This window comes from Algoriphagus faecimaris, from assembly GCF_900101705.1.
GTDB classification, from domain to species: Bacteria; Bacteroidota; Bacteroidia; order Cytophagales; family Cyclobacteriaceae; genus Algoriphagus; species Algoriphagus faecimaris.
Map to the genome: position 1 here is coordinate 39,645 of NZ_FNAC01000011.1, position 24,465 is coordinate 64,109.

At 41.5% G+C, this 24,465-nt stretch carries 26 protein-coding genes; 18 read left to right on the plus strand and 8 right to left on the minus strand.

Annotated elements, in window-relative coordinates:
- Positions 1-7 precede the first annotated feature (7 nt).
- From BLQ57_RS07580 to BLQ57_RS07595, 4 genes are all read left to right on the plus strand, one after another.
- Positions 8-337: an STAS domain-containing protein gene (locus BLQ57_RS07580; protein ID WP_087938784.1), complete on the plus strand. Its 330-nt coding sequence runs from the start codon at positions 8-10 to the stop codon at positions 335-337.
- A gap of 7 nt (positions 338-344) precedes the next feature.
- Positions 345-758 (plus strand): ATP-binding protein, encoded by a 414-nt coding sequence (locus BLQ57_RS07585; RefSeq protein WP_087938783.1) that lies wholly within the window; start codon positions 345-347, stop codon positions 756-758.
- Positions 759-847: 89 nt separating this feature from the next.
- On the plus strand, positions 848-2,839 hold the full coding sequence (locus tag BLQ57_RS07590; protein ID WP_087938782.1) for a peptidylprolyl isomerase: 1,992 nt from the start codon (positions 848-850) through the stop codon (positions 2,837-2,839).
- A 43-nt stretch (positions 2,840-2,882) separates the two neighbouring features.
- Complete coding sequence (locus BLQ57_RS07595; protein ID WP_087938781.1) at positions 2,883-4,250, plus strand: peptidylprolyl isomerase; 1,368 nt, start codon at positions 2,883-2,885, stop codon at positions 4,248-4,250.
- A 44-nt stretch (positions 4,251-4,294) separates the two neighbouring features.
- Here the strand turns inward: BLQ57_RS07595 and BLQ57_RS07600 are convergent, their stop codons facing one another.
- On the minus strand, positions 4,295-4,630 hold the full coding sequence (locus BLQ57_RS07600; RefSeq protein WP_087938780.1) for a hypothetical protein: 336 nt from the start codon (positions 4,628-4,630) through the stop codon (positions 4,295-4,297).
- Between the two features lie 61 nt (positions 4,631-4,691).
- A complete protein-coding gene (locus BLQ57_RS07605; RefSeq protein WP_087938779.1) occupies positions 4,692-6,488 on the minus strand; it encodes an ABC transporter ATP-binding protein in 1,797 nt (598 codons plus the stop codon).
- 149 nt (positions 6,489-6,637) lie between these two features.
- On the opposite strand from BLQ57_RS07605, the gene BLQ57_RS07610 reads away from it, so the two are divergent.
- The 7 genes from BLQ57_RS07610 (at position 6,638) to coaE (ending at position 11,765) form a co-directional block, all read left to right on the plus strand.
- Positions 6,638-7,738 (plus strand): Glu/Leu/Phe/Val dehydrogenase dimerization domain-containing protein, encoded by a 1,101-nt coding sequence (locus BLQ57_RS07610; protein ID WP_087938778.1) that lies wholly within the window; start codon positions 6,638-6,640, stop codon positions 7,736-7,738.
- 115 nt (positions 7,739-7,853) lie between these two features.
- Positions 7,854-9,038 (plus strand): transcription antitermination factor NusB, encoded by a 1,185-nt coding sequence (gene nusB, locus BLQ57_RS07615; RefSeq protein ID WP_087938777.1) that lies wholly within the window; start codon positions 7,854-7,856, stop codon positions 9,036-9,038.
- 7 nt (positions 9,039-9,045) lie between these two features.
- Positions 9,046-9,348: a YtxH domain-containing protein gene (locus BLQ57_RS07620; protein WP_087938776.1), complete on the plus strand. Its 303-nt coding sequence runs from the start codon at positions 9,046-9,048 to the stop codon at positions 9,346-9,348.
- Position 9,349: 1 nt separating this feature from the next.
- Positions 9,350-9,889 (plus strand): DUF1573 domain-containing protein, encoded by a 540-nt coding sequence (locus BLQ57_RS07625; RefSeq protein WP_087938775.1) that lies wholly within the window; start codon positions 9,350-9,352, stop codon positions 9,887-9,889.
- 3 nt (positions 9,890-9,892) lie between these two features.
- Entirely contained in the window at positions 9,893-10,204 is a 312-nt protein-coding gene (gene yajC, locus BLQ57_RS07630) for a preprotein translocase subunit YajC (protein ID WP_087938774.1), read from the plus strand.
- Between the two features lie 9 nt (positions 10,205-10,213).
- Positions 10,214-11,179 carry a YbbR-like domain-containing protein gene (locus BLQ57_RS07635; RefSeq protein ID WP_087938773.1) on the plus strand — a complete coding sequence of 322 codons (966 nt, stop codon included), beginning with the start codon at positions 10,214-10,216 and terminating at the stop codon, positions 11,177-11,179.
- Entirely contained in the window at positions 11,172-11,765 is a 594-nt protein-coding gene (gene coaE, locus BLQ57_RS07640; RefSeq protein WP_087938772.1) for a dephospho-CoA kinase, read from the plus strand. The genes BLQ57_RS07635 and coaE overlap by 8 nt, the downstream gene beginning before the upstream one ends.
- Here coaE and BLQ57_RS07645 read toward each other — a convergent pair.
- The 6 genes from BLQ57_RS07645 to BLQ57_RS07670 form a co-directional block, all read right to left on the minus strand.
- Positions 11,760-12,182, minus strand: coding sequence for a nuclear transport factor 2 family protein (locus tag BLQ57_RS07645; RefSeq protein ID WP_087938771.1), 423 nt, complete (start codon positions 12,180-12,182; stop codon positions 11,760-11,762). The two genes, coaE and BLQ57_RS07645, sit on opposite strands and share 6 nt — an antisense overlap.
- Before the next feature lie 312 nt (positions 12,183-12,494).
- A complete protein-coding gene (locus BLQ57_RS07650; RefSeq protein ID WP_087938770.1) occupies positions 12,495-12,743 on the minus strand; it encodes a DUF6952 family protein in 249 nt (82 codons plus the stop codon).
- A complete protein-coding gene (locus BLQ57_RS07655) occupies positions 12,724-13,035 on the minus strand; it encodes a thioredoxin family protein (RefSeq protein ID WP_087938769.1) in 312 nt (103 codons plus the stop codon). Before BLQ57_RS07655 ends, BLQ57_RS07650 begins: the two co-directional genes overlap by 20 nt.
- Before the next feature lie 9 nt (positions 13,036-13,044).
- Positions 13,045-13,677 carry a peroxiredoxin gene (locus BLQ57_RS07660; protein ID WP_087938768.1) on the minus strand — a complete coding sequence of 211 codons (633 nt, stop codon included), beginning with the start codon at positions 13,675-13,677 and terminating at the stop codon, positions 13,045-13,047.
- Positions 13,678-14,081: 404 nt separating this feature from the next.
- The gene (gene serS / locus BLQ57_RS07665) at positions 14,082-15,353 is read right to left on the minus strand and encodes a serine--tRNA ligase (RefSeq protein ID WP_087938767.1); all 1,272 of its coding nucleotides are present in this window, start codon (positions 15,351-15,353) and stop codon (positions 14,082-14,084) included.
- Between the two features lie 36 nt (positions 15,354-15,389).
- The gene (locus BLQ57_RS07670) at positions 15,390-16,160 is read right to left on the minus strand and encodes a hypothetical protein (protein ID WP_087938766.1); all 771 of its coding nucleotides are present in this window, start codon (positions 16,158-16,160) and stop codon (positions 15,390-15,392) included.
- 59 nt (positions 16,161-16,219) lie between these two features.
- On the opposite strand from BLQ57_RS07670, the gene BLQ57_RS07675 reads away from it, so the two are divergent.
- The 7 genes from BLQ57_RS07675 (at position 16,220) to BLQ57_RS07705 (ending at position 24,459) form a co-directional block, all read left to right on the plus strand.
- Entirely contained in the window at positions 16,220-17,200 is a 981-nt protein-coding gene (locus BLQ57_RS07675) for an isopenicillin N synthase family dioxygenase (protein ID WP_087938821.1), read from the plus strand.
- Between the two features lie 5 nt (positions 17,201-17,205).
- Entirely contained in the window at positions 17,206-18,405 is a 1,200-nt protein-coding gene (chrA, locus tag BLQ57_RS07680; protein WP_087938765.1) for a chromate efflux transporter, read from the plus strand.
- Positions 18,406-18,497: 92 nt separating this feature from the next.
- Positions 18,498-19,163, plus strand: a complete 666-nt coding sequence (locus BLQ57_RS07685) for a CBS domain-containing protein (protein WP_087938764.1) — start codon at positions 18,498-18,500, stop codon at positions 19,161-19,163.
- 46 nt (positions 19,164-19,209) lie between these two features.
- On the plus strand, positions 19,210-20,085 hold the full coding sequence (locus BLQ57_RS07690; RefSeq protein ID WP_087938763.1) for an NAD kinase: 876 nt from the start codon (positions 19,210-19,212) through the stop codon (positions 20,083-20,085).
- Positions 20,086-20,191: 106 nt separating this feature from the next.
- A complete protein-coding gene (gene porG / locus BLQ57_RS07695) occupies positions 20,192-20,935 on the plus strand; it encodes a type IX secretion system protein PorG (RefSeq protein ID WP_087938762.1) in 744 nt (247 codons plus the stop codon).
- Positions 20,936-21,017: 82 nt separating this feature from the next.
- Positions 21,018-21,755: an isoprenyl transferase gene (locus tag BLQ57_RS07700; RefSeq protein WP_087938761.1), complete on the plus strand. Its 738-nt coding sequence runs from the start codon at positions 21,018-21,020 to the stop codon at positions 21,753-21,755.
- A 7-nt stretch (positions 21,756-21,762) separates the two neighbouring features.
- Complete coding sequence (locus BLQ57_RS07705; RefSeq protein ID WP_087938760.1) at positions 21,763-24,459, plus strand: BamA/OMP85 family outer membrane protein; 2,697 nt, start codon at positions 21,763-21,765, stop codon at positions 24,457-24,459.
- The last annotated feature ends 6 nt before the right edge of the window (positions 24,460-24,465 follow it).

Sequence of the window (24,465 nt, forward strand, 5' to 3'; positions counted from 1 at the left end):
AAACAACATGCTTTCCATAACTATCAAAGAAGAACAGCCGCATCATATTCTTCTCCTAGAAGGTGAAATTGACGCAAGCAATAGCGTAGAGCTCGATGATGCTATTCGAGGCATGATAGAAGGAGGGGCGCAATCCATCATGGTTGATGGCAGGGAGCTTTCTTACATTTCCTCAGCAGGACTTGGAGTTTTTATGTCCTATCTGGAGGATTTTCAAGAGGCCAACATTCGATTTGTATTATTCGGCCTACATCCCAATGTTTTTGAAGTATTCAAAATTTTAGGCCTCGATCAGTTAATGACCATTCTCCCGGACAAGGAGGCCGCTACCAAGTAATATTAAGATGCTCCACAAGCTCAAGATATCATGTCAAACTACCGCATTGTCGGAATTGAGGGCCTTTATGGAAAAGGTGCTGGATCCGCTGTGCCTTTCTGAGCATGAGCAGCATCAAATCAAATTGGCGGTGGAGGAAGTATGCGCCAATCTGATCATCCATTCTCATCAATGCAATGAAGAAGATATCATTCAACTCACGTTTCATCACCTAGACAACCAATTAATTTTTGAAATCCAAGACCAAGGAGAAGCTTTTAATATGCTGGAGTATGAAGCTCCGGATCTTAAAAATGTGATTGCACAGAAAAGAAAAGGCGGCTTAGGCATCATTTTGGTAAAGAAGATAATGGACGAAATCCAGTTTGAAAGTAAGTCCGGTACCAATATCTGTCGGCTGATCAAACGTTTCTCTTCCTAATTCTTGTTAAATCACTGTTGTCAAAGGCATTTCCCTTGAAATCCTGATAATTTTGTAACATTGCATCTTCAAAATCAGCAATCTGATCCATGACTATCCGCAAGGCTTCGGTATTTTCATTCTCTTTATTACTACTGACAATGTTCGGCAGTCCAAGTATTGCCCAAAATTCAACTACTTCCGACGAATTGATTACAGTAGATGGCCAGTCTGTGGATAAGGATGAATTTATTTATCTGATGGGAAAAGGCTCCAATGGATCACCAGGACTGAGCAGAAAGGATTTTGAGGAAAACCTCGAGCTATTTATCAACTATAAACTCAAAGTACGCGAAGCGGAAGCCCTAGGATTACATGAGTCTTTCGAGTTTAGACAAGAGTTTGAGGCCTTCAAAGAAAATTTAAAGGCCCCTTTCTTGATCAAAAATTCACTAGAAGAGGGAGAGCTTCGAAAATCCTACGCAAGGATGCAGGAAGTGATTCGAGCCAGCCATATTTTATTTCAGTTTCCTCCTAATGCGAGCTCGGAGGATAGCTTGATCGTCTTAAAGATGGCACTAAAGGTTCGTCAGGAAATCTTGGCAGGAGGTGACATCAATGCCTTAGCGGTAGAATACTCAGACGATCCCTCTGCCAGAACTAATCAAGGGGATTTGGGCTATTTTACTTCCCTACAGATGGTGCAGCCCTTTGAAGATGCTGCCTATGGTCTAAAACCCGGCGATGTCTCCGAGCCTATTCTTACTAGCTTCGGCTACCACATCATCAAAGTACAAGAACGCAAACCGAACCCGGGTCAAGTGAAGGTTTCTCATATTTTGGTAAGAGTGAATCAGGATAATCCCAACTCCGAGGATCAAGCCAAAAGAAAAGTAGCAGACATCTACACCGAAATTCAAAAACCTACCACAGTCTGGGAGGATATCGTAAAGAATTACTCTGAGGATCCTGCTACCAACCAAAAAGGAGGACTTCTTCCTTGGTTTAGTGTGGGTAACATGATCCCGGATTTTGAAAACACAGCCTTTGCCTTGACAGAGGCAGGGGAAGTTTCTCCTCCCATCAAAACACGCTATGGTTATCATATCTTGCGATTAGAAGATAGGAAACCTCTGGATTCGTTTGAGCAAATGGAAGATCAAATTCGCTCCAGAATCCTGCGCGAATCACGATCTACCATGATCCAATCTCAGGTTTTGGCTATCCAAAAGTCCCGCTATGGATTTAAGGAAAATGATCCCTTGGTCAGCAGACTCCAAAATGAGCTCTACCAAATTCCAAAGGAACAATTTCAAAATCAAATCAATCAGCTCGGCCTGTCTGGAGATGAAGAGCTCTTCAAAATCAAAAGTACTGATTACAAAATCAGTGATTTTATAGATTTCTTGGCTTGGGATGAAGCCAACCCAAAGCCCAAAAACCAAGGCTACTTTGAGTTTTGGTATGATCGATACCTAGGCTTCCTTCTCGATCAAAAGGAGGAGGAAGATTTGGAGTCTTCCAATAAAGAGTACCAAATGCTGCTCAAAGAATACCGTGACGGCATCCTGCTTTTTTCATTGATGAATGAGAAGGTATGGCAGAAAGGAATTCAAGACTCCTTGGGTCAACGAAGATATTATGAACAGCATATTGACAATTATCGCTGGGAGGAACGGATGCCAGCTCTTATTGTGAAAGTTCTGGAAAATGACAAACTGGAAAATGCTAAGTCAGCCCTATCCAATCAACAGTACAGTGAAGCCTTTGTAGAGGAATTTACCGAGCAAGCGCGCCAAAACACCCCTTTAGCCTATCGAATAGAAAGCGGAAAGCTAGAGATTCGTGAACACCCAATACTTTCTCTTTCAAATGCTACTCCCGGTTTTGAGGAATTGACTATTGAAGGCGAGCGCTACTTATTATTAAAAGGGGAAACTATACCCGCTGGTCCGAAGAAATTTGAAGAAACCCGAGGACAGGTAATCAAGGATTATCAGGAACATCTTGACAAACAGCTTCTGGAAAACCTCCGAAGCAAGTACGCTGTACAAATCAATAAAACAGCCATAGAAGAAGCTTTCGTGGCTATCAATCAGTAAAAAACTTTAAAACTTACGGACTAAAATCCCGAAGTGAATACGAATGAAAATAGTAAACCGACTTACCCTCGCATTATTTTGTGGCTTGAGCATTCATCAAGTCACTGCACAGGAAAGCAACCCTACGACGGGCCAGGTAATTGATAAAATTGTCGCCAAGGTGGACAATAAGATTTTACTGGAGTCTGATGTTCAGAAAACATTTATTGAAGCCATAGGGCAGTCACAACAAGGAATCACCCCTCCTACACGTTGTGAAGTGTTTGAAACGCTTTTGATAAACAAACTCATGGTGGCCAAGGCAGAGATCGACTCTGTGATCGTCACAGCGCCGGAAGTACAACTTCAAACAGAAAATCGATTCAATATGGTCATGCAGCAGTTTGGAGGAGATGAAAATATGCTTCTACAGACCTACGGCAAGACAGCCGAACAACTCAAGAATGAGATGTACGACGCCATCGAAGAGCAGATGATCGTAGAACGGATGCGATCGAGAATTACGGAAGGGGTCACGGTTTCACCTGCAGAAGTTCGACAGTTCTTTCAAAGTATCCCTACGGATTCTCTCCCTCTCTTTTCGAAAGAGGTGACTGTTGGTCAAATCGTCAAGCGCCCGGAAGTCAATCGGGCAACCAAAGAAGCACTTTATGATCAACTTAAGCAGTTTAAAGAAGACATCTTAGCGGGGAAGGCGGAATTTGCTGATCTAGCCAAGAGATATTCAGAAGATCCGGGATCTGCTGCACAGGGTGGAGATTTAGGATTCTTTAGGAGAGGTGAGCTTGCACCAGAATACGAGGCAACTGCGCTTGGACTTCGTCAGGGAGAAATCTCTGATCCAGTAGAGACTCAGTTTGGATTTCACATGATACAGCTTTTAGAAAATAGAAATGGCTCATTCAATACCCGGCATATTCTCAGAATTCCCAAAGCTACAGAAGAAGATATTTTGAAAGCTGAACGCTATTTAGATAGTCTCAGAAGTGAAATTGAAGCAGGAACAATTGAATTTGCCAAAGCGGCCAAGGAGTTCTCCGATGACAGAAATACCTCCGACAATGGAGGATATTTCACTGATCCTGGATCGAATTCCAATCGTCTGACATTAAGGACATTTGAAGATCCGGTGCTTTTCTTTATGATTGACAGTATGAAAGTAGGCTCTATGACGGAACCTATCCGCTTCGAAGATCCAAGAGAGGGTACAAAAATCAGAATTCTTTACTTTAAAGCTAGTTACCCGGCACACCGCGCCAACCTCAATGACGATTATGAAAAGATGAAGGCTGCCACACTCAGAAAGAAAGAAGATGAGATTCTAAGCACATGGTTTGTGACAGCTAAGGAAGATGTATTTATCGATATTGATCCTGCTTATGACCGTTGCAATGCATTAAAAGATCGCTGATCTAATCTTCAAAAAACCTGTCTAGCAAACTATAGACAGGTTTTTTATTTTTTAAAAAGTGCCTTGAAAGCTAAGCCCAGTTGTTTTAAGCCTTCTTTAAAAAAGCCCTTTGATTCCTCTAGTTTTGGGTCAAAGGCTTTTTTCTTTTCTTTAAATTCTTCCTTCTTTTCCTCAAACTCTCTTTGAAGAAGTTCTTTACCTTTTCGTAATTCTTCCTCAAGGGTGGTTTTATTGGATCTAAGCTCCTCAATCTTCTGCTCTATGTCTTCTTTGACATCAGCGCCTGCCTCTGCACCTTTTTTGATCAACTCTTCGATTTTCTGCCCAATCTCCTGAAGGGTAGATTCGATATCTTGGATTCCTTTTTTTTCTTCTTTCATAAATTCAAAAATTATTCTAATTCAGGTAAGTTACTGATTTAAAGCGAAAAGTCTAGAAAAATCAAATTTCAGAATCAACCGATTCCCCTGCTTGAGTTTGCTTTTCGTAGAGTTCTGCGTAGACACCTTTTTGGGCGATCAGTAGATCGTGATTACCACTTTCGATGATCTTACCATCATCCAATACAATAATTTGATCGGCAAGCTTAGCAGAGGAAACTCGATGTGAAATAATGATAGAGGTTCGCTGCTGCATGATATTTTTCATAGCCGTGAGGATCACATTTTCTGTCTTGGTATCTACTGCTGAGAGACAATCATCCAAGATCAGGATTTGAGGCTCTTTGGCAATAGCTCTTGCAATGGACACTCGCTGCTTTTGCCCACCAGATAAAGTGATGCCCCGCTCCCCTAGTACAGTTTCAAAACCTTTCGGAAAATCGATAATATTTTGATAAACATCAGCGTCTTTGGCAGCCTGCTCTATTCTCTCTTGATCACTGTAATCTAGCCCAAAAGCAATGTTATTCCCAATGGAATCAGAAAACAGAAACACATCCTGAGGCACATATCCTATATTTTTTCGCAGATGAGCGATATCATAGGCTTGGATATTTTTGCCATCTATCTCAATGTGACCTTCTGTAGGATCATACATTCTCATGAGTAAGTTTGCGATGGTAGATTTACCCGAGCCCGTGGTCCCAATGATACCAAGCGTTTGTCCTGCTTTGATTTCAAAACTTACTTGATCCAGCGCTTTTATTCCCGAATCAGGATAGGTAAAGCTAAGGTTACTTACTTTGATATCGCCATGAATCTCATCTTTGATATGATCAGAGCTCTTGATGTCGTTTTTCTCATCCAAAAATTCATTAATTCTAGTCTGAGAAGCTGCTGCCCGCTGTACGATACTGGTAATCCAGCCTAGAGATGTCACAGGCCAGGTAAGCATATTGACATAGAGGATAAATTCAGCAATAACCCCATAGCCGATTTCTCCATTGATGACTTGTAGGCCTCCAATATAAACCGTAATAATCGTCGAAATACCCACCAAAGCCATAATCAAGGGGAAAAATAGGGCATTGACTTTGGTCAGACGAATAGACTTGTCCTTATAATCCTCGCTCGCCATAGCAAAATTTCTGACGCTATCATCCTCTCTGACAAAGGCCTTAAGCACCCGAATTCCGGAAAAGGCCTCCTGAACAAATGTGCTCAGGTTGGATAAACTCCGCTGGATTTTTTCTGATCGCTCATTGATCAGGTTATTGACAAAATAAATACTGATCGAAAGTATCGGTAGGGGAAGCAGGGAATAAAAGGTCAACTCAGGATTGACCATGACCATATAAGAAATGACTAATGGAAACAGAATGAGTAAATTCAATCCATACATGATCGCAGGGCCAAGGTACATCCTTACTCGGCTGACATCCTCTGTGATGCGAGCCATAAGATCTCCGGTACTATTTTTTCTGTAAAAGCTCAGCGAGAGATTTTGGTATTTATCGAAAATCTCATTTTTCATATCGTACTCGATTTTACGAGACATGATGATAATCGTCTGCCGAATAAGGAAAAGAAAAAAACCACGAAGCAAAGCCATCGTCAAAATCAAGACTCCGAAGACGAGTACAAATTTCAAGAAAATTTCTTGGGCACTTTCTCCTAATCCACCCAACTCCAGGGGTCTAAAAATAGAAAAACTTTCTACCACATAATCTATGGCCAGACGAACCAATTGCGCAGGAATAATTACGAATATATTTGAGATTACGGTAAATAGTACTCCCAAAAGCAGTAAGCCCTTGTATTTGTATAAATACTTATTGAGTCTCCAGAGTGGTTTCACCAAATAAAAACGTTAAAATCGAGGAATTAGAATGAGGAAACTGAATATATTCACCCTTTGAAGGCCAATAAAAGTATTTAATTTTGTATCGGCCTGTTTCCTATTCAGGGACAACCCAAATATAACACATTCTAAAAAGCTAAGTTCACATGTTAGAAATTAAAGCTTCCGAAACCGTGAAAGAAGGATCCATCTTTGGACAAATCACCACCATGGATCACGAGCAGCTCGTGATTTGCCATGATCAGGCCACAGGCCTCAAAGCCCTCATCGGCATTCACAACACTACCCTAGGGCCGGCCTTAGGAGGCACAAGAATGTGGCCTTATGCCACAGAATCAGAAGCTATCACAGATGTCCTTCGCCTTTCTAGGGGGATGACCTTCAAAAATGCCTTGGCGGGATTAAATCTTGGCGGGGGAAAAGCAGTCATCATCGGAGACCCTCGACTGAAGAATGAAGCTTTCTTAAGAAGATTTGGGCGTTTTGTCCAAAGCCTCGGAGGACGCTATGTCACTGCCGAAGACGTCAACATGAAAACTTCTGACATGGAATACATCGCTATGGAGACTAGGCATGTGACAGGACTTCCGGAGATTAAAGGAGGAGCAGGTGATCCTTCTCCTGTGACAGCCTACGGAGTCTATGTGGGTATGAAAGCCGCGGCAAAAAAGGCCTTTGGTTCAGATTCCCTTGCAGGAAAAAGAATTGGTGTGCAGGGTGTCGGTCAAGTTGGAAAGTACTTAATCCACCACCTGATCAAAGAAGGAGCAGAAGTCTTGATTACAGACATTTTCGAAGATAAAGTAAAGCAGGTGGCGCTTGAGACAGGTGCTGTATCTATCGAGCCTTCGATGATCTACGATTTGGAAATGGACATTTATGCTCCTTGCGCTTTGGGGGCAACCATCAATGACGAGACCATTGACAGATTGAAATGTGCGGTGATCTCCGGTGGAGCCAATAATCAATTACAGGACGAATCCAAGCATGGACAAATGCTTCTTGACAAGGGAATCATTTACGCACCGGATTTTCTGATCAATGCCGGCGGTGTGATCAATGTGGGAGCAGAATATTTAGGTGGGTACAATAGAGATATCGTAATGCAGCAAACAGAAAAAATCTACGATACCTGCTTAATTACCTTAGAAAAATCAGAAACAGAGAAAATACCTGCTCAGCAAGCCGCGATTGCAACTGCTAAAGAACGAATCGAAGCTATAGGAAAAGTAAAACTTCCTTTCTAATTCTCTTATTTATTAATCAAAAAACCACCGGAACTCCTTTCGGTGGTTTTTTGTATTTAATCGGCTGGGACAAGCCCATCCAAAATGCCTATATTTACAGCTCGTTTTACACATTATGCTAAATAGAAGAATCCTCAGGGTCAAAGCTTTTCAAAACCTTTATGCCTATGAGCAGTGCAAGGGATCTAATTTCAACCTTGCCAAAGACTTTATAAGAGAGTCTTTTCTACCAGACTTGAATAGTATGGAGGTACAGGACAAAGCTGCCCTCAGCAGAGAAGCCGAAGCCGCGCTATACCTATTTGAAAAAAACCTGACTTCCAAAGACCATCTTAAGGCTTCAGACGCAAGTCCTAAGGTGAAAAAAGCCGTTCTTGAAGCCATCAAAAAATACCATCTAGCCAACGAAAAAGACCAATCGTTTTTACTCAAAAACATGGTAGCATCTGCCGAGCGGATTCCCCAGCTTTATTTGTTGGCTATAGAGCTCTTACAGGCCTTCTCCAAACATGTCGAAAAAGAGTCTGAGAAAAAGAGCCGTATAGCAAGTTCTAAGCCTGCCTTTTTTGCCAATGACCTCAATCTAGCTAAAAATAGTATTCTGCTTCGTCTACGTGAGTCGAATCAATATCGTGCAGCGGTAGCTCAGCAAAATGCAAATCTCGATGACCTAGAGTTGGAGATAAGAGAGTGGTTTAGAGACTATATCAAACCTTCGGAAGAATATCAAGCCTACATCGCTCTCACTGAGCCAAATGTAGAACAGGACTTTCAGGCAGTAGACGAATTGCTGAAGAAAATCATTTTTAAAAACGAGGTGATTTTGAACTACTTTGCAGAAAAAGACCTTAATTGGACAGAGAACAAGTCCATTGTAAGAAGCTTAGCTTCTAAAGTTTTGAAAAATGCCGCACACCCAGAAGATAATCCTGAGGGTGAATTGCCCGAAATCGCGATCAATTGGGAAGAAGACAAGGAGTTTTTTCAAAATATCTTTAACTTCACCATTGAAAATATGGAGGAGACCAAGGCTATGATAGCCCAAAAAACAAAAAATTGGGACATTGAGCGCTTGGCATTTACGGATAAAATCATCATTTCGATGGCCATTACGGAAATGCAACGATTCCCAAGCATTCCAGTCAAGGTAAGTATCAACGAGTACATTGACATTTCCAAAACTTACAGCACTCCAAAAAGCAAGCAATTTGTAAACGGGCTGCTGGATGTCATGTCCAAAGAACTAACCGAAAATGGTAAAATCCGTAAAAGTGGACGAGGACTTTTGGACAATAAATAATAAAACTATGAGCAAAAACAGTAATTCACTCATCGCACTCGTCATCGGAGCCGGAATCGGTACCGTTTTAGGTGTACTTTTCGCCCCCGATAGTGGTAGCAATACCAGGGACCGCCTTTCTTTTAGACTTTCAAAATACAAAAAGGAGCTAGAAGAATTAATAGAGGAACTTGTAGAAGGTAAAGAGCTCCATCTTAATGAAGCTAAAACCGAAGGAAAGCGGGTCATCAGCGAAGCAAAAAATAAAGCAGAAAACCTGCTTAGTGATGTAAATAAATTAATCGACCAAATAAATCAAGAGAAAAACTAATATGAAAACGAAATTCATGAGTTTAGCTGCTTTGGTCCTTGCCCTAGCTTTAGGCACTTCTTGTAGCCAAAAAAGTGAACAGGATGAGAAAATCAAAGCTTTAGAAGACAAGATTGCACAGCTGGAAACGAAAGGCTCGTCAATCACTCCTGTAAATGCACAATCAACCCAAACTGCTGATCCAAGTAGCTTAGGTGCTTTCCAATTTCAAGAAATGGAGTATGACTTCGGTACTATCCGTGAAGGTGAAGTGATCGAGCGAGTTTTTAATTTCACCAACAATGGTGAGGCTCCTCTCGTCATTTCTAACATCACTGCATCATGTGGCTGTACTAGCCCTGACTGGACCAAGGCCCCTGTCAATCCAGGAGAAGAAGGTTTTGTGAAAGTTGTATTCAACTCTACTGCCAAAACAGGAGCACAATCTCCGACGGTTACAATTCAAGCTAATACTAACCCTACCGTAACTCGACTTAGAATGAGAGGAACAGTAACTCCAAAAGTTGCTAGTTCAGGTGCGGTCGGACCAGTGAAACGATAATACATGGTAGCAGTAGTTTTAGCCCAAGCCGCAGTAGGTGGTGGAGGCATTATGGGACAGGTATTTCTCTTTGGATCCATCATTTTGATCATGTATTTCTTCATGATCCGTCCACAGCAGAAAAAACAAAAAGAGACCAAAAAATTCATTGAGGAAATCAAAAAAGGTGATGATGTCGTAACTATTGGAGGCTTGCATGGAAAAGTAAGTGCTCTAGAAAATGACGCTGTCATCCTTGAATTGGACCGTGGATTTAAAGTCAAAGTAGAAAAGTCCGCTGTCTCAATGGATTTCTCTAAAAAGACAACTAAATAATATTGAATTTTGCCGGAAACTAAAAAATCCTCGAGTGGGATTTCTCCAAAAAAACTCTCTAATCTAAAAGTGGTAGTCCTCTGTGTAGCAGCGGCTACCACTTTTTGGATTTTAAACGCCCTCAATAAGGACGATTATACAACTATTGTCGATTTCCCGATCGAGTTTAACTACGATCAGGAGAATTTTATGGCTATCAAGCCTTTGCCCGAATCCGTGCCCATAGAAATCAGCGGAAACGGGTGGGACTTGCTCCGTAAATACTTCAACATCAACAATACCGCCTTTACTATCGAACTGGATCGTCCCGACAATTCAAATCATCTACTTACTGCTGATTTGAAGCGAACTTTTTCTGAATTCATCTCTCCGACCCAATTGATTTCAATGGTGGATGATTCCATTCACTATTCCATAGAGCCTTTGATCACTGCTAAGTTGACACCCGTTCTAGATTCAGCCAGCTACACTTTAGCAAAGAATCGCCGATTGGTAGCCCCCCCCACTTTTGAGCCTTCAGAAATCTCATTGAGAGGGCCCAAATCTCTTGTTGAGCTTTTTGACGGTAACTTCCCCATCAAACTCGATGAGAACCGGCTAGATAACTCAATCAGCAAGATGGTAGAACTCTCTATTTCAAAAGAACTGGAAGAGTTTATGCAACTGGAAGAAAATGCTATTCAAGTCAATCTGGAATTAGTGGCCTTTCTGGAAGGAAATAAAAGACTCAAAATCAAAAAAATCAACTTCCCCAGAAATGTAAACTTAGAAGAAGAAGACCCTTTGATCATGATGTACTACCTCGTGGATGAACGAAAGACAGCAGACCTCAAAGACATGGAGTTTGAAGCAATTCTTGATTATTCAAAAAGAAACAGACAAGACTCCACTATAGATATTAAAGTCAACCCTATTCCTCCATTTTTGGATCAGGTGAGAGTAGAACCCTCCATTTTGAGACTTAAATATGAATAGCGCAAAAAGAATTGGATTGACGGGAGGCATTGGATCGGGTAAATCGACTGTTGCCAAAATTTTTGAAATCTTGGGTATTCCTGTCTACTACGCTGACGATCGAGCAAAAAAACTCATGAACGAAAGCCTAGAAATCAGAGCAAAAATTCAAGAAAATTTCGGTGAAGAGACCTATGATGAAAAGGGTCAACTCAATAGGGAATTTTTGGCCAAAACTATATTCTCCGACCCAGAAAAAGTCAAAATCATCAATAGTATTGTACATCCAGTCGTAGGGAAGGATTTTGAGGAGTGGGCAGACCAACAAAGCAGCCCTTATGTTTTGAAAGAAGCTGCCTTGATTTTTGAAAGTGAATCGCATGAAAAGTTAGATGCCGTAATCACTGTAAGCTCGCCGATCAAAATCAGGATTAACCGAATTCTCATGAGAGACCCTCATCGCAGTAGTGATCAGATTAATCAAATAATCGATCAACAGCTGCCAGATGAGATCAAAAATGAAAAAGCGGATTACGTAATTAAGAATAAGGACAACGTAATGCTAATTCCTCAGGTCCTCAGCCTCCATCAAAAGCTAAGCTCATAGTGGTTTTTCCCACCAGCTTTTATGGACGATTTTCCATTTCCCCTCTATTTTTATCAGAGTCAAAAAATCATAATAGTAGATTCCCGGCCAAAACAACTCCGTCTCGACCGAAGCAGTATTTCCTTGGACTCGTATGGATACGATTTCATTTTTAAACTCTTCCTTATTCCTGGGAGAACCAGATGAAGTGGCACTCGCCCATGCATTGAATTCGGTCACTGTCAATCGCTCACCCCTATAGCCAATCAGTCGCGCCTCAGGATGGAAAGCCTCTTGAAGCTTATCGAAATCTCTGTCCATCATCCCATCAAAGTACAGGTTGACAGTTTTGGAAATCAGATCCCGATCAGATGGCTCTTGAGCAAAAGTGACCCCAACTAGGCCTAGTTGAAAAACAAGCAGAAGTAGTTTCTTCATGGTTAGATTTTTTACGAAATTAACAATTCCTTCCAGCTGTTTATTTTTTGTTTTTCAATGGTCAGAATTTGTCCCTACTGTAAGTCGGGATGGAATACCCCAAAATATTCTCATGGGCATTTCGTCAGACATTAACTCCTTGAAGGGCTGACTTCACCTTAAACCTCAATAGTAACCCGATTTAACTATTTAGCACTTTTAGCTAAACTATTACTGGTCTAATAAAAAAGGAAGTTCAATAGCTGAACTTCCTTTCCATAGATTTAAACCAAAGTATAAGCTTAGGATTCTACATGTTAAAATTAAAAGAGCCTATCTATCTATTGAGCCTAATACTTTTTTCATAAATGCATTACCGGCATCTTTTTCAGACATACCGGAAGCCACTAGTTCATGAACCTCCAAAGCACCACAAAGATTAGAGATCAGCTCTCCAATTACGTCAATCTCCGGTTCCTTTAAAGCAGGCGCCTCAGATAGGTTTTCCAATACCTGCAGCGTTGTTTCTATTTGTTCCGGAGTACAGGTTCTTTGAACTGCCTTAATTACTGGTAATTTCATGGATCAAAGTTTTTAATTGGTCCTCTTTGTTTGTCTGAATTTGCTTGACCAACTGACCTCCCTTGAAAGAAGCAAAGGTCGGAAGGTTATTAACCTGAGCCAATTTTCTGGATTCAGGAAATTTTTCTGCATCTACAATGACAAAAACCTTGTCTGCATTTTCTCCGGCAAGCCTTCTAAACTTTGGTTTCATGATACGACAGTTTCCACACCAAGTAGCAGAATACTGTACGATCACCTGATCGTTGGAAGCTACAAGCTCCTTTAGACTATCTTCAGTAAGTTCGATCATGTTTTTAAATTAATTGTTGGATAAGTAATTGGCGACACCTTCATTGGTGGCTTGCATAGCTTCTTTTCCCTCTTCCCAATTTGCAGGGCATACTTCTCCAAACTTCTCTACATGAAGCTGTGCATCTAGAATTCTCAAGTATTCGTCGATATTTCTACCAAGTGGAAGATCATTGATAGATTCATGACGAACGATACCTTCTTTATCAATCAAGAAAGTTCCTCTGTAAGCCACTGGAGCACCTTCAAATGACCAAAGGTTAGACTCAGGATCAAAACTGTACTCACCCGCTAACACCCCATAATTCAAGGAAATAGTTTTGCTTGCATCAGCCAAGATGGTGTAAGTCACACCTTCAATACCACCTTCTGCTTTAGGAGTCATTAACCACGCCAAGTGAGTCTCCTCTGTATCCGTAGAACAACCTAGCACCACTGTTTCTCTCTTTTCAAATTCAGCCAATTTAGACTGAAAAGCATGAAGCTCAGTAGGACATACAAAAGTGAAATCCTTTGGATAGAAGAAAAGAATAACATTTTTCTTTCCAAGGAATTGCTCCAAGTTGAAGTTTTCTACGATTTCTTCTCCGTTGATTACCGCCCCTACATTAAATGAAGGAGCCTTTTTACCGACTAATGCCATATTTTAATTATTGGTTTCTTATTTACACTGCAAAGCTAGCCGTTGAACTAGGAAACAAAAAAAATTATATATGCTAAAAGTGCATTTGAACCAAGACAAGACAAAATTTAATACTGAGTAAACTTTTATAAAAAAATATTATTCTAATATTTTAACAATTAATCAGGCCTGAAAAATACACGCAATCCATTGCGGACAAAAGAAAAATTTTGCAATTGAAAAAATCTATTCTTTATCAAAAAAAGCTATTGGGAAAAGTAAAGCACTACAGCCTCGGCAATGGTCCATTTTAGTTCTGATCACCCAGCCAAAATAAAAATTCCCCTCAAAATTTATTTGAGGGGAATTGGACTTTCTCTACTTCCTGAAAGTAAATCCTTACTCCAAGGTATTTTTCCAAAGCTTTATATCTTTTCAAATCCTAAATAAGGATGCAATACTTTTGGCATCATAATTCCATCCGGTGTCTGATTATTTTCTAATAGCGCCGCCACAATTCTTGGCAAAGCCAATGCTGAACCATTTAAGGAATGTGCCAACTGCGTTTTCTTTTCCGAATCCTTAAATCTCAATTTCAGTCGATTGCTCTGATAGGTTTCAAAATTGGAAACTGAACTGACTTCGAGCCAGCGCCCCTGAGCTGCCGAAAAGACTTCCATATCATAAGTAAGAGAGCTTGTAAAGCCCATATCGCCTCCACATAATCTCAGTACCCGATAAGGCAACTCCAGCTTCTTAAGCAACCCTTGGACATATGTACTCATCTCCTCGAGTGCCTGATAAGAGTGCTCAGGATGAGTAATCTGCACAATTTCCACCTTGTCAAACTGATGAAGTCTATTCAAACCTCTCACATGAGCTCCCCAAGAACCCGCTTCTCTACGAAAACAAGGGGTATAACCCACATTTTTGATGGGAAGCTCCTCCTCGGTGAGAATCACATCCCGATAAAGATTGGTTATAGGAACTTCGGCCGTAGGGATCAGATACAAGTTATCTGCCGTCGCATGATACATTTGACCTTCTTTGTCGGGAAGTTGGCCAGTCGCATAGCCTGATTCCTCATTGACTAGGATGGGCGGTTGGACTTCAACAAATCCTGCCTTGAGGGCCTCGTCCAGGAAAAAATTTATCAAGGCTCTCTGTAGCCGGGCACCTTTTCCCTTATAGACAGGAAAACCTGCTCCGGTAATTTTCACTCCCAAATCAAAGTCAATGATATCGTACTTTTTTATCAGCTCCCAATGAGGCAAATTGCCTTCAAAAAGCGTAGGAATAGCTCCGTACTCCAGCACTGTTTCATTATCCTCTGCTGACTTTCCAAACGGAACCGAAATATGAGGGACATTTGGGATCGTGTAAAGCAGTGCTTTCAACTCTTCCTCAGCTGATGCATTGGCTTCATCTAAACTCTTTATTTCCAGCTTCAGCTCTGCTGTTTTATTTTTGATTTTTTCAGCTTCTTCTTTCTTCCCTTCGCGCATCAATTGCCCAATTTCTTTGGAAATAGAATTGGCCTCGGCCTGAAGTTGATCCCTTTGTGTTTGCGTAGTTTTTCGCTTATCATCCAGATCAATCACTTGGTTAAGGAGTCCTTCAGCCTCGACAAAATTTCTTTTTTGAAGCCCTTCCAAGACTCGATCAAATTGATCTCGTACGGTATTAACTAATAGCATTGTATGTTCTTTTTTTCGATGGGCAAAGATAAGGACTTATCTTACAAGAATCCGCTTACTGATAGAAGAGAAAGGCCCCTCAAGCTCTTTTCCATCCTTGCGAAGCAGTCGTACTTTAAGAAGATAATCGCCTGGACTTAGGTTTTCGATATGAATCGGTGACATATGATCTACTTCATAACTTAACTCTCCAAGTTCCACTCCTACCAAAAGCGAATCAAGATCCATATCCCCCCCCAATACCAAAAAATCAATCACTACGGGTTCGCCTACTTCAAAAACCTGTCCACCTGTAGGAAGATTAAGGGCGAGATAAGGCTCAGCAGAATAAGGAAAAGGCCTAGAGTCCCCCACCTGAAAATCCCGGTCTATATAATTCCCAAAATTCTTAAGGGCAATCCCATCTTCGTCTACCAAGTACGCGACCACACGATAACTACCTTGCTTAAGATCTTGCTGAAAAATCGGCGTACGAAAACCCACAGGATCATTACCATTCAGGATAATAAACAGTCGAAATGAATTATCACCTACTTGCCCAAAAGGGTAATTCTTAATATTGAATTCAAAAGGGACTTCCCCCGGTCTAAAAACCTGATTACCTAATGGAGAATAGAGCTCAAGTATGGCATCGGGATAAGCCGCTTCCTTCTCTTCTTGAAAAAATTTTATTTTCGGTTTATCAGAATTTAAAGTAGCAGAATCAAGCGTAGCATCGACTTCTACTTCATTAATTTTTTTTCGGTCTTCACTGCAGGCAAAATTCAAGGCTAATAAAGTAATGCCTAGGATCAGGTTTTTCTTCATTGTGAAAGGATTTGATACTAAAGGTATTATTTTTACCCCAAAAATTCAGGAATATCAATATCATGGAAATTCTATTTGACGAAATCCCAAGTTTAGACTTGGCAGATTTCACTTCGGGAAATGCCGAACAAAAAGCCCAATTTGTAAAAAAACTCGGTGAGGCTTATGAAAACATCGGCTTTGTCGCCATAAAGAATCATGGACTCTCCAAAGAGCTACAGGATCGCCTGTATGATTCGATAAAGAAATTTTTCACACTCTCTGATACAATTAAAACCAAATACGAAAAGCCGGAGATTGGATTTCAGAGAGGCTATACAGGCAAGGGAAAAGAGCATGCAAAGGGAAGGAATACCGGAGATTTGAAGGAATTTTATCATGTGGGACAAGAGCGAGACGAAATTCCAAATGGAGATCCTGTCAAAAATGAGTACCCTGACAATATTTGGCCTGAAGAGCTTCCTGAATTTAAAAAAGATGCCTTGGAAGCATTTAGAACTTTAGAAAATGCGGGCAGAAATATGCTTAAAGCCATCGCGTTAAACTTAAATCTCCCTGAAGACTACTTCGAGCAAAAAGTAGCCTATGGCAACTCCATCCTGAGACAGATTCATTATTTCCCAATCGAAAACCCTGATGAAGTACCCGCTGATGCCGTTCGTGCTGCTGAGCATGGCGATATCAATCTCATCACATTGTTGATGGGGGCCAGTGCTGATGGGCTTCAGGTGCTTCGAAAAGATGGCAAATGGATCCCGATCACTGCACTGCCTGATCAGCTTGTGGTCAATGTAGGGGACATGCTCGAGCGCCTGACCAATAAGAAACTGAAGTCAACCATTCACCGAGTAGTCAATCCTCCCCGAGAACTGATGAATACCAGCCGATACTCTATTCCTTTCTTTATGCATCCGCGATCAGAAATGGATTTGACCTGCTTACCAAGCTGTGTAGATGCAGAGAACCCGAAGCAATTTGCAGACGCTACTGCGGGGGAATTTCTGGAGGAAAGACTCCGAGAACTAGGACTCCGTAAATAATCGACATGTCGGTAAAAAGGGTCAGATATTACCTATTTCTGAGGGACATACTGACCCTTTCTCTAACTGCCTTTGGAGGGCCACAGGCTTTTTTAGGAATGCTATTGGAGCGAATGGTCCACCTTAGGAAGTACATCTCTGAGGAGGAACTTTGGGAACTCAATGCCCTTTGCAATATGCTTCCAGGTCCATCTTCCACCCAGCTTGTATCTGCTATTGGCTTTCGTGTCGGCGGCCCAAATCTCGCCTATTTAGCTCTTTTGGTCTGGATTATCCCAGCCACACTACTGATGACTGCAGCAGCAGCATTAATCTATTTTTTACAAGAAAATACTCCCGGTGCCCTAAACTTTGCCAAGTTCATTCAGCCAATGGCTATCGGCTTTATCATTTTTGCAGCACAGAAAACTATCAGTAAAATGATTCAAACCACCGAGGCGATGGTGCTGGTATTGATTTCTACTTTTATTTCCTTTTTCTACAGCTCGCCCTATGTCTTTCCGATATTATTGATTATCGGAGGATTGAGTACCTCTATCAAATACAAAAAACAACCCAAACTGGAGCAAGATCAGCCTCTAGTTATTCAATGGAGCAACTTTTACCTTTGGGCAGGAGTCTTACTCTTTGCTGCCTTGCTCGGTGCACTCACCAAATACCAGCCCGTGATTCTATTTGAAAACTTCTATCGAAACGGTAGCTTGATTTTCGGAGGAGGTCAGGTCCTTGTGCCCTATTTGTATACGGAGTTTGTGGATTTCAAGCAGTTTTTGAGTTCGGAAGAATTCTTGACAGGCTATGCCATTTCCCAGGGCGTTCCAGGTCCTACCTTTAGTATTTCGTCATATGTAGGAGCACTTTCCATGAGAGAGTTTGGGATTATGGGCTTTTTGGCCGGCGGCCTGATCGCCGCTGCAGGAATATTTTTACCAGGTATTTTCTTGATTTTCTTTGTGATTCGATTCTGGGATCAACTCAAAAAATATAGACCTGTGAGGGCTGCCCTAGAAGGAATCAATGCAGTCTCCTGCGGGATGCTTATCGCAGCAGCTTATTTGCTATTTGAGCCTATGGAGGCCAATTTAATTAATATTTTGATGGTCCTAGGCACCTATATTTTACTTCAATTCACCAAGATCACCTCTCCTTTGATCATAGCCGGCGGAGTGATTCTGGGTATAGCCTATAATTATTTCACGCTATAATTGCCTCTTTTCTCTTGCTCAGAAAATGACTCAGGAACAAGAAAGGACTGTTTGACGTTTTAAAAATCTAAATCATTCCCTATCTTTCTCTCATGCAGGCAAACGAATTCATCAACAATCTTATTCCCCCACTCAAGCTCAGTGACAAAACCAAGATGGCTTTGGCTTGGATGGAAGAAATTCGGACAGATGTTTTGCCTGTAGTGGACAAAGGTAAATTTTTAGGTTTGCTCAAAGATGAAATGATTTTTGAGCAAAACAACCCTGAAGCGAATGTAGGTAGTCTCGACCCCGAGGCGGCCAATTGTTGGGTCTTCAGTGACAAGCATATTTACGATGTACTGAAAGTCAGTGCCGAGTTTCAATCTAACATTGTGGCCGTATTGGACAGGGAGAATTCCTACCTTGGCGTGGTGACTATGGAGGATGCTATTTCGGCTTTTGCAGATAGTCTATCTATTCAGTCCCAGGGATCTGTGTTGATTCTATCGATGAATATGACAGATTATTCACTTGCAGAAATCTGCAGAATCATAGAGACGGAAAATACCAAAGTACTCAGTTCGTTTATCAGCAATGACCCACTTGATGATTCTAAAATCAAGCTGACACTAAAATTGGATAAACCCGAGCTTCGCCACATCAAAGCGACAATGGAGCGGTTTGGCTATCGAATATTGGATCATTATCAAGAAGAGACCGGAGTAAGTAGTGAGGAAGATAGAATCGGTAACTTGCTGAGATTTTTAGATATTTAGGACCTGAAGTCGGGCAGTCTACCGATGAAAACCAAAAAATAAACACATGAAAGTCGCTTTGCACGGCTTGGCGCTGAAACTAGAATTCCTCAAAGATGTCCAAGCTCTATTCTCAGCTTTGGAACAGCATCAGTTTGAGATTTTTGTTACCGAGCAATTTGACCGGCAACTCCGCATGCATGGAAATACCGGAATGACTTATTGGCTATTGGAAGGTAGAGAGGATATGAAGTCTATGGATTTTCTGATTTCGGTTGGAGGAGACGGAACCTTACTAGATGCTGTCTGCCAAGTAGGTGATTTAGAAACACCTATCTTGGGATTGAATACCGGAAGATTGGGATTTTTGGCCACAGTAGCTACAGACAAAATTTTTGAAGCTATTAATCATATTGCCCAAGAGAACTACCAAATTGAAAATCGAACCTTAGTCTCACTCAGAAGTAAGCGCAAGCTGTTCAATGGTTTAAATTTCGGCTTGAATGAATTTACAATCCATAAAAGAGACACCTCCTCGATGATCACCGTGCATACCTATATCGATGGAAAATACCTCAATAGCTATTGGGCAGATGGACTGATAGTGGCTACGCCGACGGGATCGACAGGGTATTCCCTCAGCTGCGGTGGACCCTTAATTTCACCTGAAGCAAAAAACCTGGTCATCACACCGGTAAGCCCTCATAATCTCAATGTACGGCCAATTATTGTTTCTGATGAAAGTGAAATTAGCTTTGAGATAGAGGGACGAGCAGAAAAATTTCTCATCTCATTGGATTCCAGGTCCACTTCGATTTCTTCAGATTTGAAGCTTAGCGTCCGAAAAGAGCGATTTTATGCCCGATTGATGAAATTACCTAGTTACAATTTTTTTGATACCTTGAGATATAAATTAAATTGGGGCTTCGATATGAGAAACTGATTCCCAATCGTTAGAAATCATAGGCTCTTGGAGCTTAACAATTATTAACCGCAGAAATACAGATCATCGTTTTTTAAACGTGGTCTACTTCCTAACTTGCATCGTCTTGAAAAAGGTCAATTTTCAGATTATCAGTCTTTTGCTTCTATTTTGTTTGATTCTCTGTACATCAGAGCTCAAAGCACAAAAGTATGAAATAGGCGGAGGATTGGGTACAACGGCTTATACCGGAGATATCCTTAGACAAATTGACCTTGACCATTTAGGTCTTCAAGGAACGTTGTTTGGCAAGAGAAATTTTGACAATGTGTGGTCGCTGAGAGTAGGACTTACACTGGGTACTTTGAGGGCCACAGATAGCGTGCGTCCGCTTGACCTGGCTATGGAGAGAAGAGATGCTCGATTTAGAGGAGGATTTCTGGAAGGTTCTGCCGTGATGGAATTCAATTTTCTGGATTTCCTACGCAATGACTCCGAGTTCTTCTGGTCACCCTACGCCTTCTTTGGCATAGGATATACTCATCTTTTTTCGAAAGGAAATACCTATGCTTTCAATGTCTCCGAAAGGTACAATGTAGGCACGGTGGTAATTCCATTTGGAGGTGGGGTGAAGTACAGGCTGAATGATCGATGGACCCTCGCAGTAGAGGCCGGAATCAGAGCTACCTTTACTGACTATTTGGATAAAATAGACAGCAGCACTCCTCCTATTCCCAGGTTTCAGGATCCTGCAAACCCTGACCAAGCCTATGGAATCAATTATGGCAATCCTTATGATAAAGATTGGTATTATTTTTTAGGAGTTAGTTTGAGCTATACCTTTGCAAGTACAAAATGCTACGCCTATTAATTAATTGAGTCCTAGGCTGAATTATTGGAAAAGAAATAGCATTTTTGTACCTCCAAAAAAGTAAGGTATCGGAACCCAAGTAATGAAGGAAGTACTAGACCGAGAGCGGATCCCCAGACATATTGCAATCATCATGGATGGAAATGGCCGATGGGCCAAGAAAAAAGGCGCCATGAGGATATTTGGTCATCGACATGCCATTCAAGCAGTCAAAGATGCCATAGAAGGAGCTGAAAACCTTGGAGTAGAGTATCTTACCCTGTTTTCCTTTTCTACAGAAAACTGGTCCCGCCCCCAAGAAGAAGTCAACGGTCTGATGGAGCTTTTGGTGAAAACAATCACCGACGAGGTCCCTATGATGATGAAAAATAACATTCGTCTGGAAAGTATCGGAGATCTCGACAGTTTACCCCCTACGGCTTACGACAAACTCATGGAGGCAAAGAAAACTACCTCCACCAATAATGGGCTTACAGTCATCCTAGCCCTAAGCTACAGTGGTCAATGGGAACTCGCCCAAGCGACCAAACGCATTGCTCAAAAAATCTCGGAAGGAACACTGACGGTGGAAGAAATCACCCAAAAGGTCGTCGCTGATCACTTAGAAACAGCTGGAATCCCTGATCCTGAATTGATGATCAGAACCAGCGGAGAGTTTCGTATCAGCAATTTCCTTTTGTGGCAATTGGCCTATACGGAGTTACATTTTACTCCAGTACTTTGGCCGGATTTCAGAAGGGAGCATTTGATAGCCGCTATTGTGGATTATCAAAATAGAGAAAGAAGGTTTGGAAAAACCGGAGAGCAAGTTAAATCTTAAGTAATTAATGAAAAGAAGTTTATTGATCCTGTTTTGTCTGATTTGGACAACGGCAGCCGTGGCGCAAATTCGCCTCGGCCAAAGCCGCTATACTTCTCCCAGACCCGTGGATATTTTGGAGCTAAACTACTCCAAACCACAAACTTTTAGAATCGCTGAAATCAAAGCAGTCGGTTTGTCCACCTTGGATGAAACTGCCATCATTTCTCTTTCAGGCCTTAAAGTGGATGACCGGATCGAAGTGCCCGGTGATGCAATTTCCTCTGCCTTGAAAAAATTATGGGGACAGGGAATCATCGGCGATGTAAAAATCCTAGTGACCAAAATTGAGGGAGAAGACATCTATTTGTTGCTTGACCTAACAGAACGTCCCAGATTTTCTAGGGTAGAGTTTACCGGAGTCAATAAGACACAAGAAGGCGAACTTCGCGACAAAGTAAACATCAGAGGTAGAGTAGTCCGTGAGGATGTCATGAACACGGCACAGCGGAATATCGAAAAATATTTTCTGGATAAAGGCTTTTTGAATACCGACGTGAAAATCGTGCAGGTAAGAGATACCACCTTACCCAATTCGGTGAAATTACGATTTGATATTGACCCCAAAACCAAAGTCAAAATCAACGAAATTCGAGTTTTTGGAAATGATGAAATCTCAGACTCAAGAGTTAAGAAGAAGTTAAAGAAGACAAAAGAGCATGCTCGTGTTGCAGTGTTTAGAGATGTCTATTCGAGACTCACGGCGGCCACGCCTAGTGATATTGCCCAAGCTGCGCTTTACACCGACTCTGTCTCTCAAAATGATGTGAAAACCTACATCAATAAAAACTTTAAGCTCAATTTCTTTAACGGATCGAAATACATTCCAAAGGAATACAGAAACGATAAGGAAAATGTCATCAGCTTCTACCAAAGTCAAGGCTTTAGAGATGTCAAAATCCTAGAAGACTCTGTCTATGATTACAGTGAAGAGAAAATCAATATTGATCTAGAACTGGAGGAAGGGCGAAAATACTTCTATAGAAATATCACTTTCGAAGGAAACTTCATTCATCCTGATGAAATCCTATTGGCTCGATTGGGCATCCAAAAAGGCGATGTCTATAACAAAGAGAAACTGGATAAGCGGCTGAACTATGATCCCCAAAGAGGAGACGATGTGAGTTCTTTGTACCAGGATGACGGATACCTCTTTTTTAACATAGATCCAGTAGAGGTCAATGTCATGGGCGACTCGATCGACTTGGAGATGCGGATATTTGAAGGCCCACAGGTAACGGTGAATTCAGTAAGAATCAAGGGTAACGAACGGACCTCAGACCATGTAGTCATGCGGGAAATCCGAATCCTTCCCGGACAAAAATTCAGTAGAAAAGATCTCGTAAGAACCATCAGGGAACTTTCTCAGCTAGGTTATTTTGATCCTGAAAAAATCAATCCAGACCTGAGGCCTAATTTCGAAGCGGCTACGGTGGATATCACCTTTGAGCTGGAAGAGCGACCTAATGACCAAATCGAACTCTCCGGAGGATGGGGCGGATTCTTTGGGTTCGTCGGTACGGTAGGACTAGTCTTCAATAACTTCTCACTGAAAAATATAGGCAACTTTGACAAATGGGATCCACTTCCTGTCGGTGACGGTCAGAAGCTATCCTTAAGAGTTCAAGCCAATGGCCGATCCTTCCAAAACTACTCCGTATCCCTAACAGAACCATGGTTTGGAGGTAAAAAACCAAATGCACTGAGTTTTAGCTTTAACCACTCTGTACAACGGCAAGTAGACTTCTTCAATCAAAACAATTTTGGAAACGAGCTAGGCTTCTTTAAGATTACGGGAGCTACATTAGGCTTGGCACGAAGAGTTACCTGGCCTGATGATTACTTCAGCATAAGTAACTCTATCCAATTCCAGATTTATGAATTCGATCAGTTTGGTACTTCCTTTGGTTTGAGCTACCCCACTGGAAAGTCTAATAGCTTAACCTTCAATAATACCATTTCGAGAAACAACGTGGATAGCCCGATATATCCAAGATTCGGTTCTAGCTTTACCCTATCCACCTCGTTGACGCCACCTTACTCTTCTTTAAATCAGAATATTTCCAGCGAAACCCCCGATGAGGAAAAGTACAAATGGCTCGAATACCACAAGTGGATGTTTGATGCCAGCGTTTACACTCCGCTCTTTGGATCCAATAAATTCGTAGCTAGTGCTAGGGCACACATGGGCTTCCTGGGATCCTATGGACAGCGAATAGGTATGATCCCACTGGAGCGATTTGTAATGGGAGGTGATGGTATGACCTTTAACAACTTTGCTCTCGGCCAAGAAATCATCGGTCTCCGTGGCTATGAAAACCAATCCATCACTCCAGGTAGAGAAACAAGAGGAACGGAAAATCCTGATCCGTTTGGAGGTATCGTGTACAACAAATACGTGATGGAATTGAGATTCTTGGTATCTCCTAACCCTTCTGCTACCATCTTCCTTTTGGGATTTGCAGAAGCGGGAAACAACTGGGGATCCTATCGTGACTTTAACCCTTATGATTTGAAAAAATCTGCAGGTTTAGGTGCTAGAATCTTTATGCCTGCCTTTGGTTTACTTGGAGTCGATTGGGGATATGGATTTGATGCTATACCTGGTACGACTCAACGTAGTGGAGCACAATTCCACTTTACCATCGGGCAACAGTTTAGATAAGCTTGA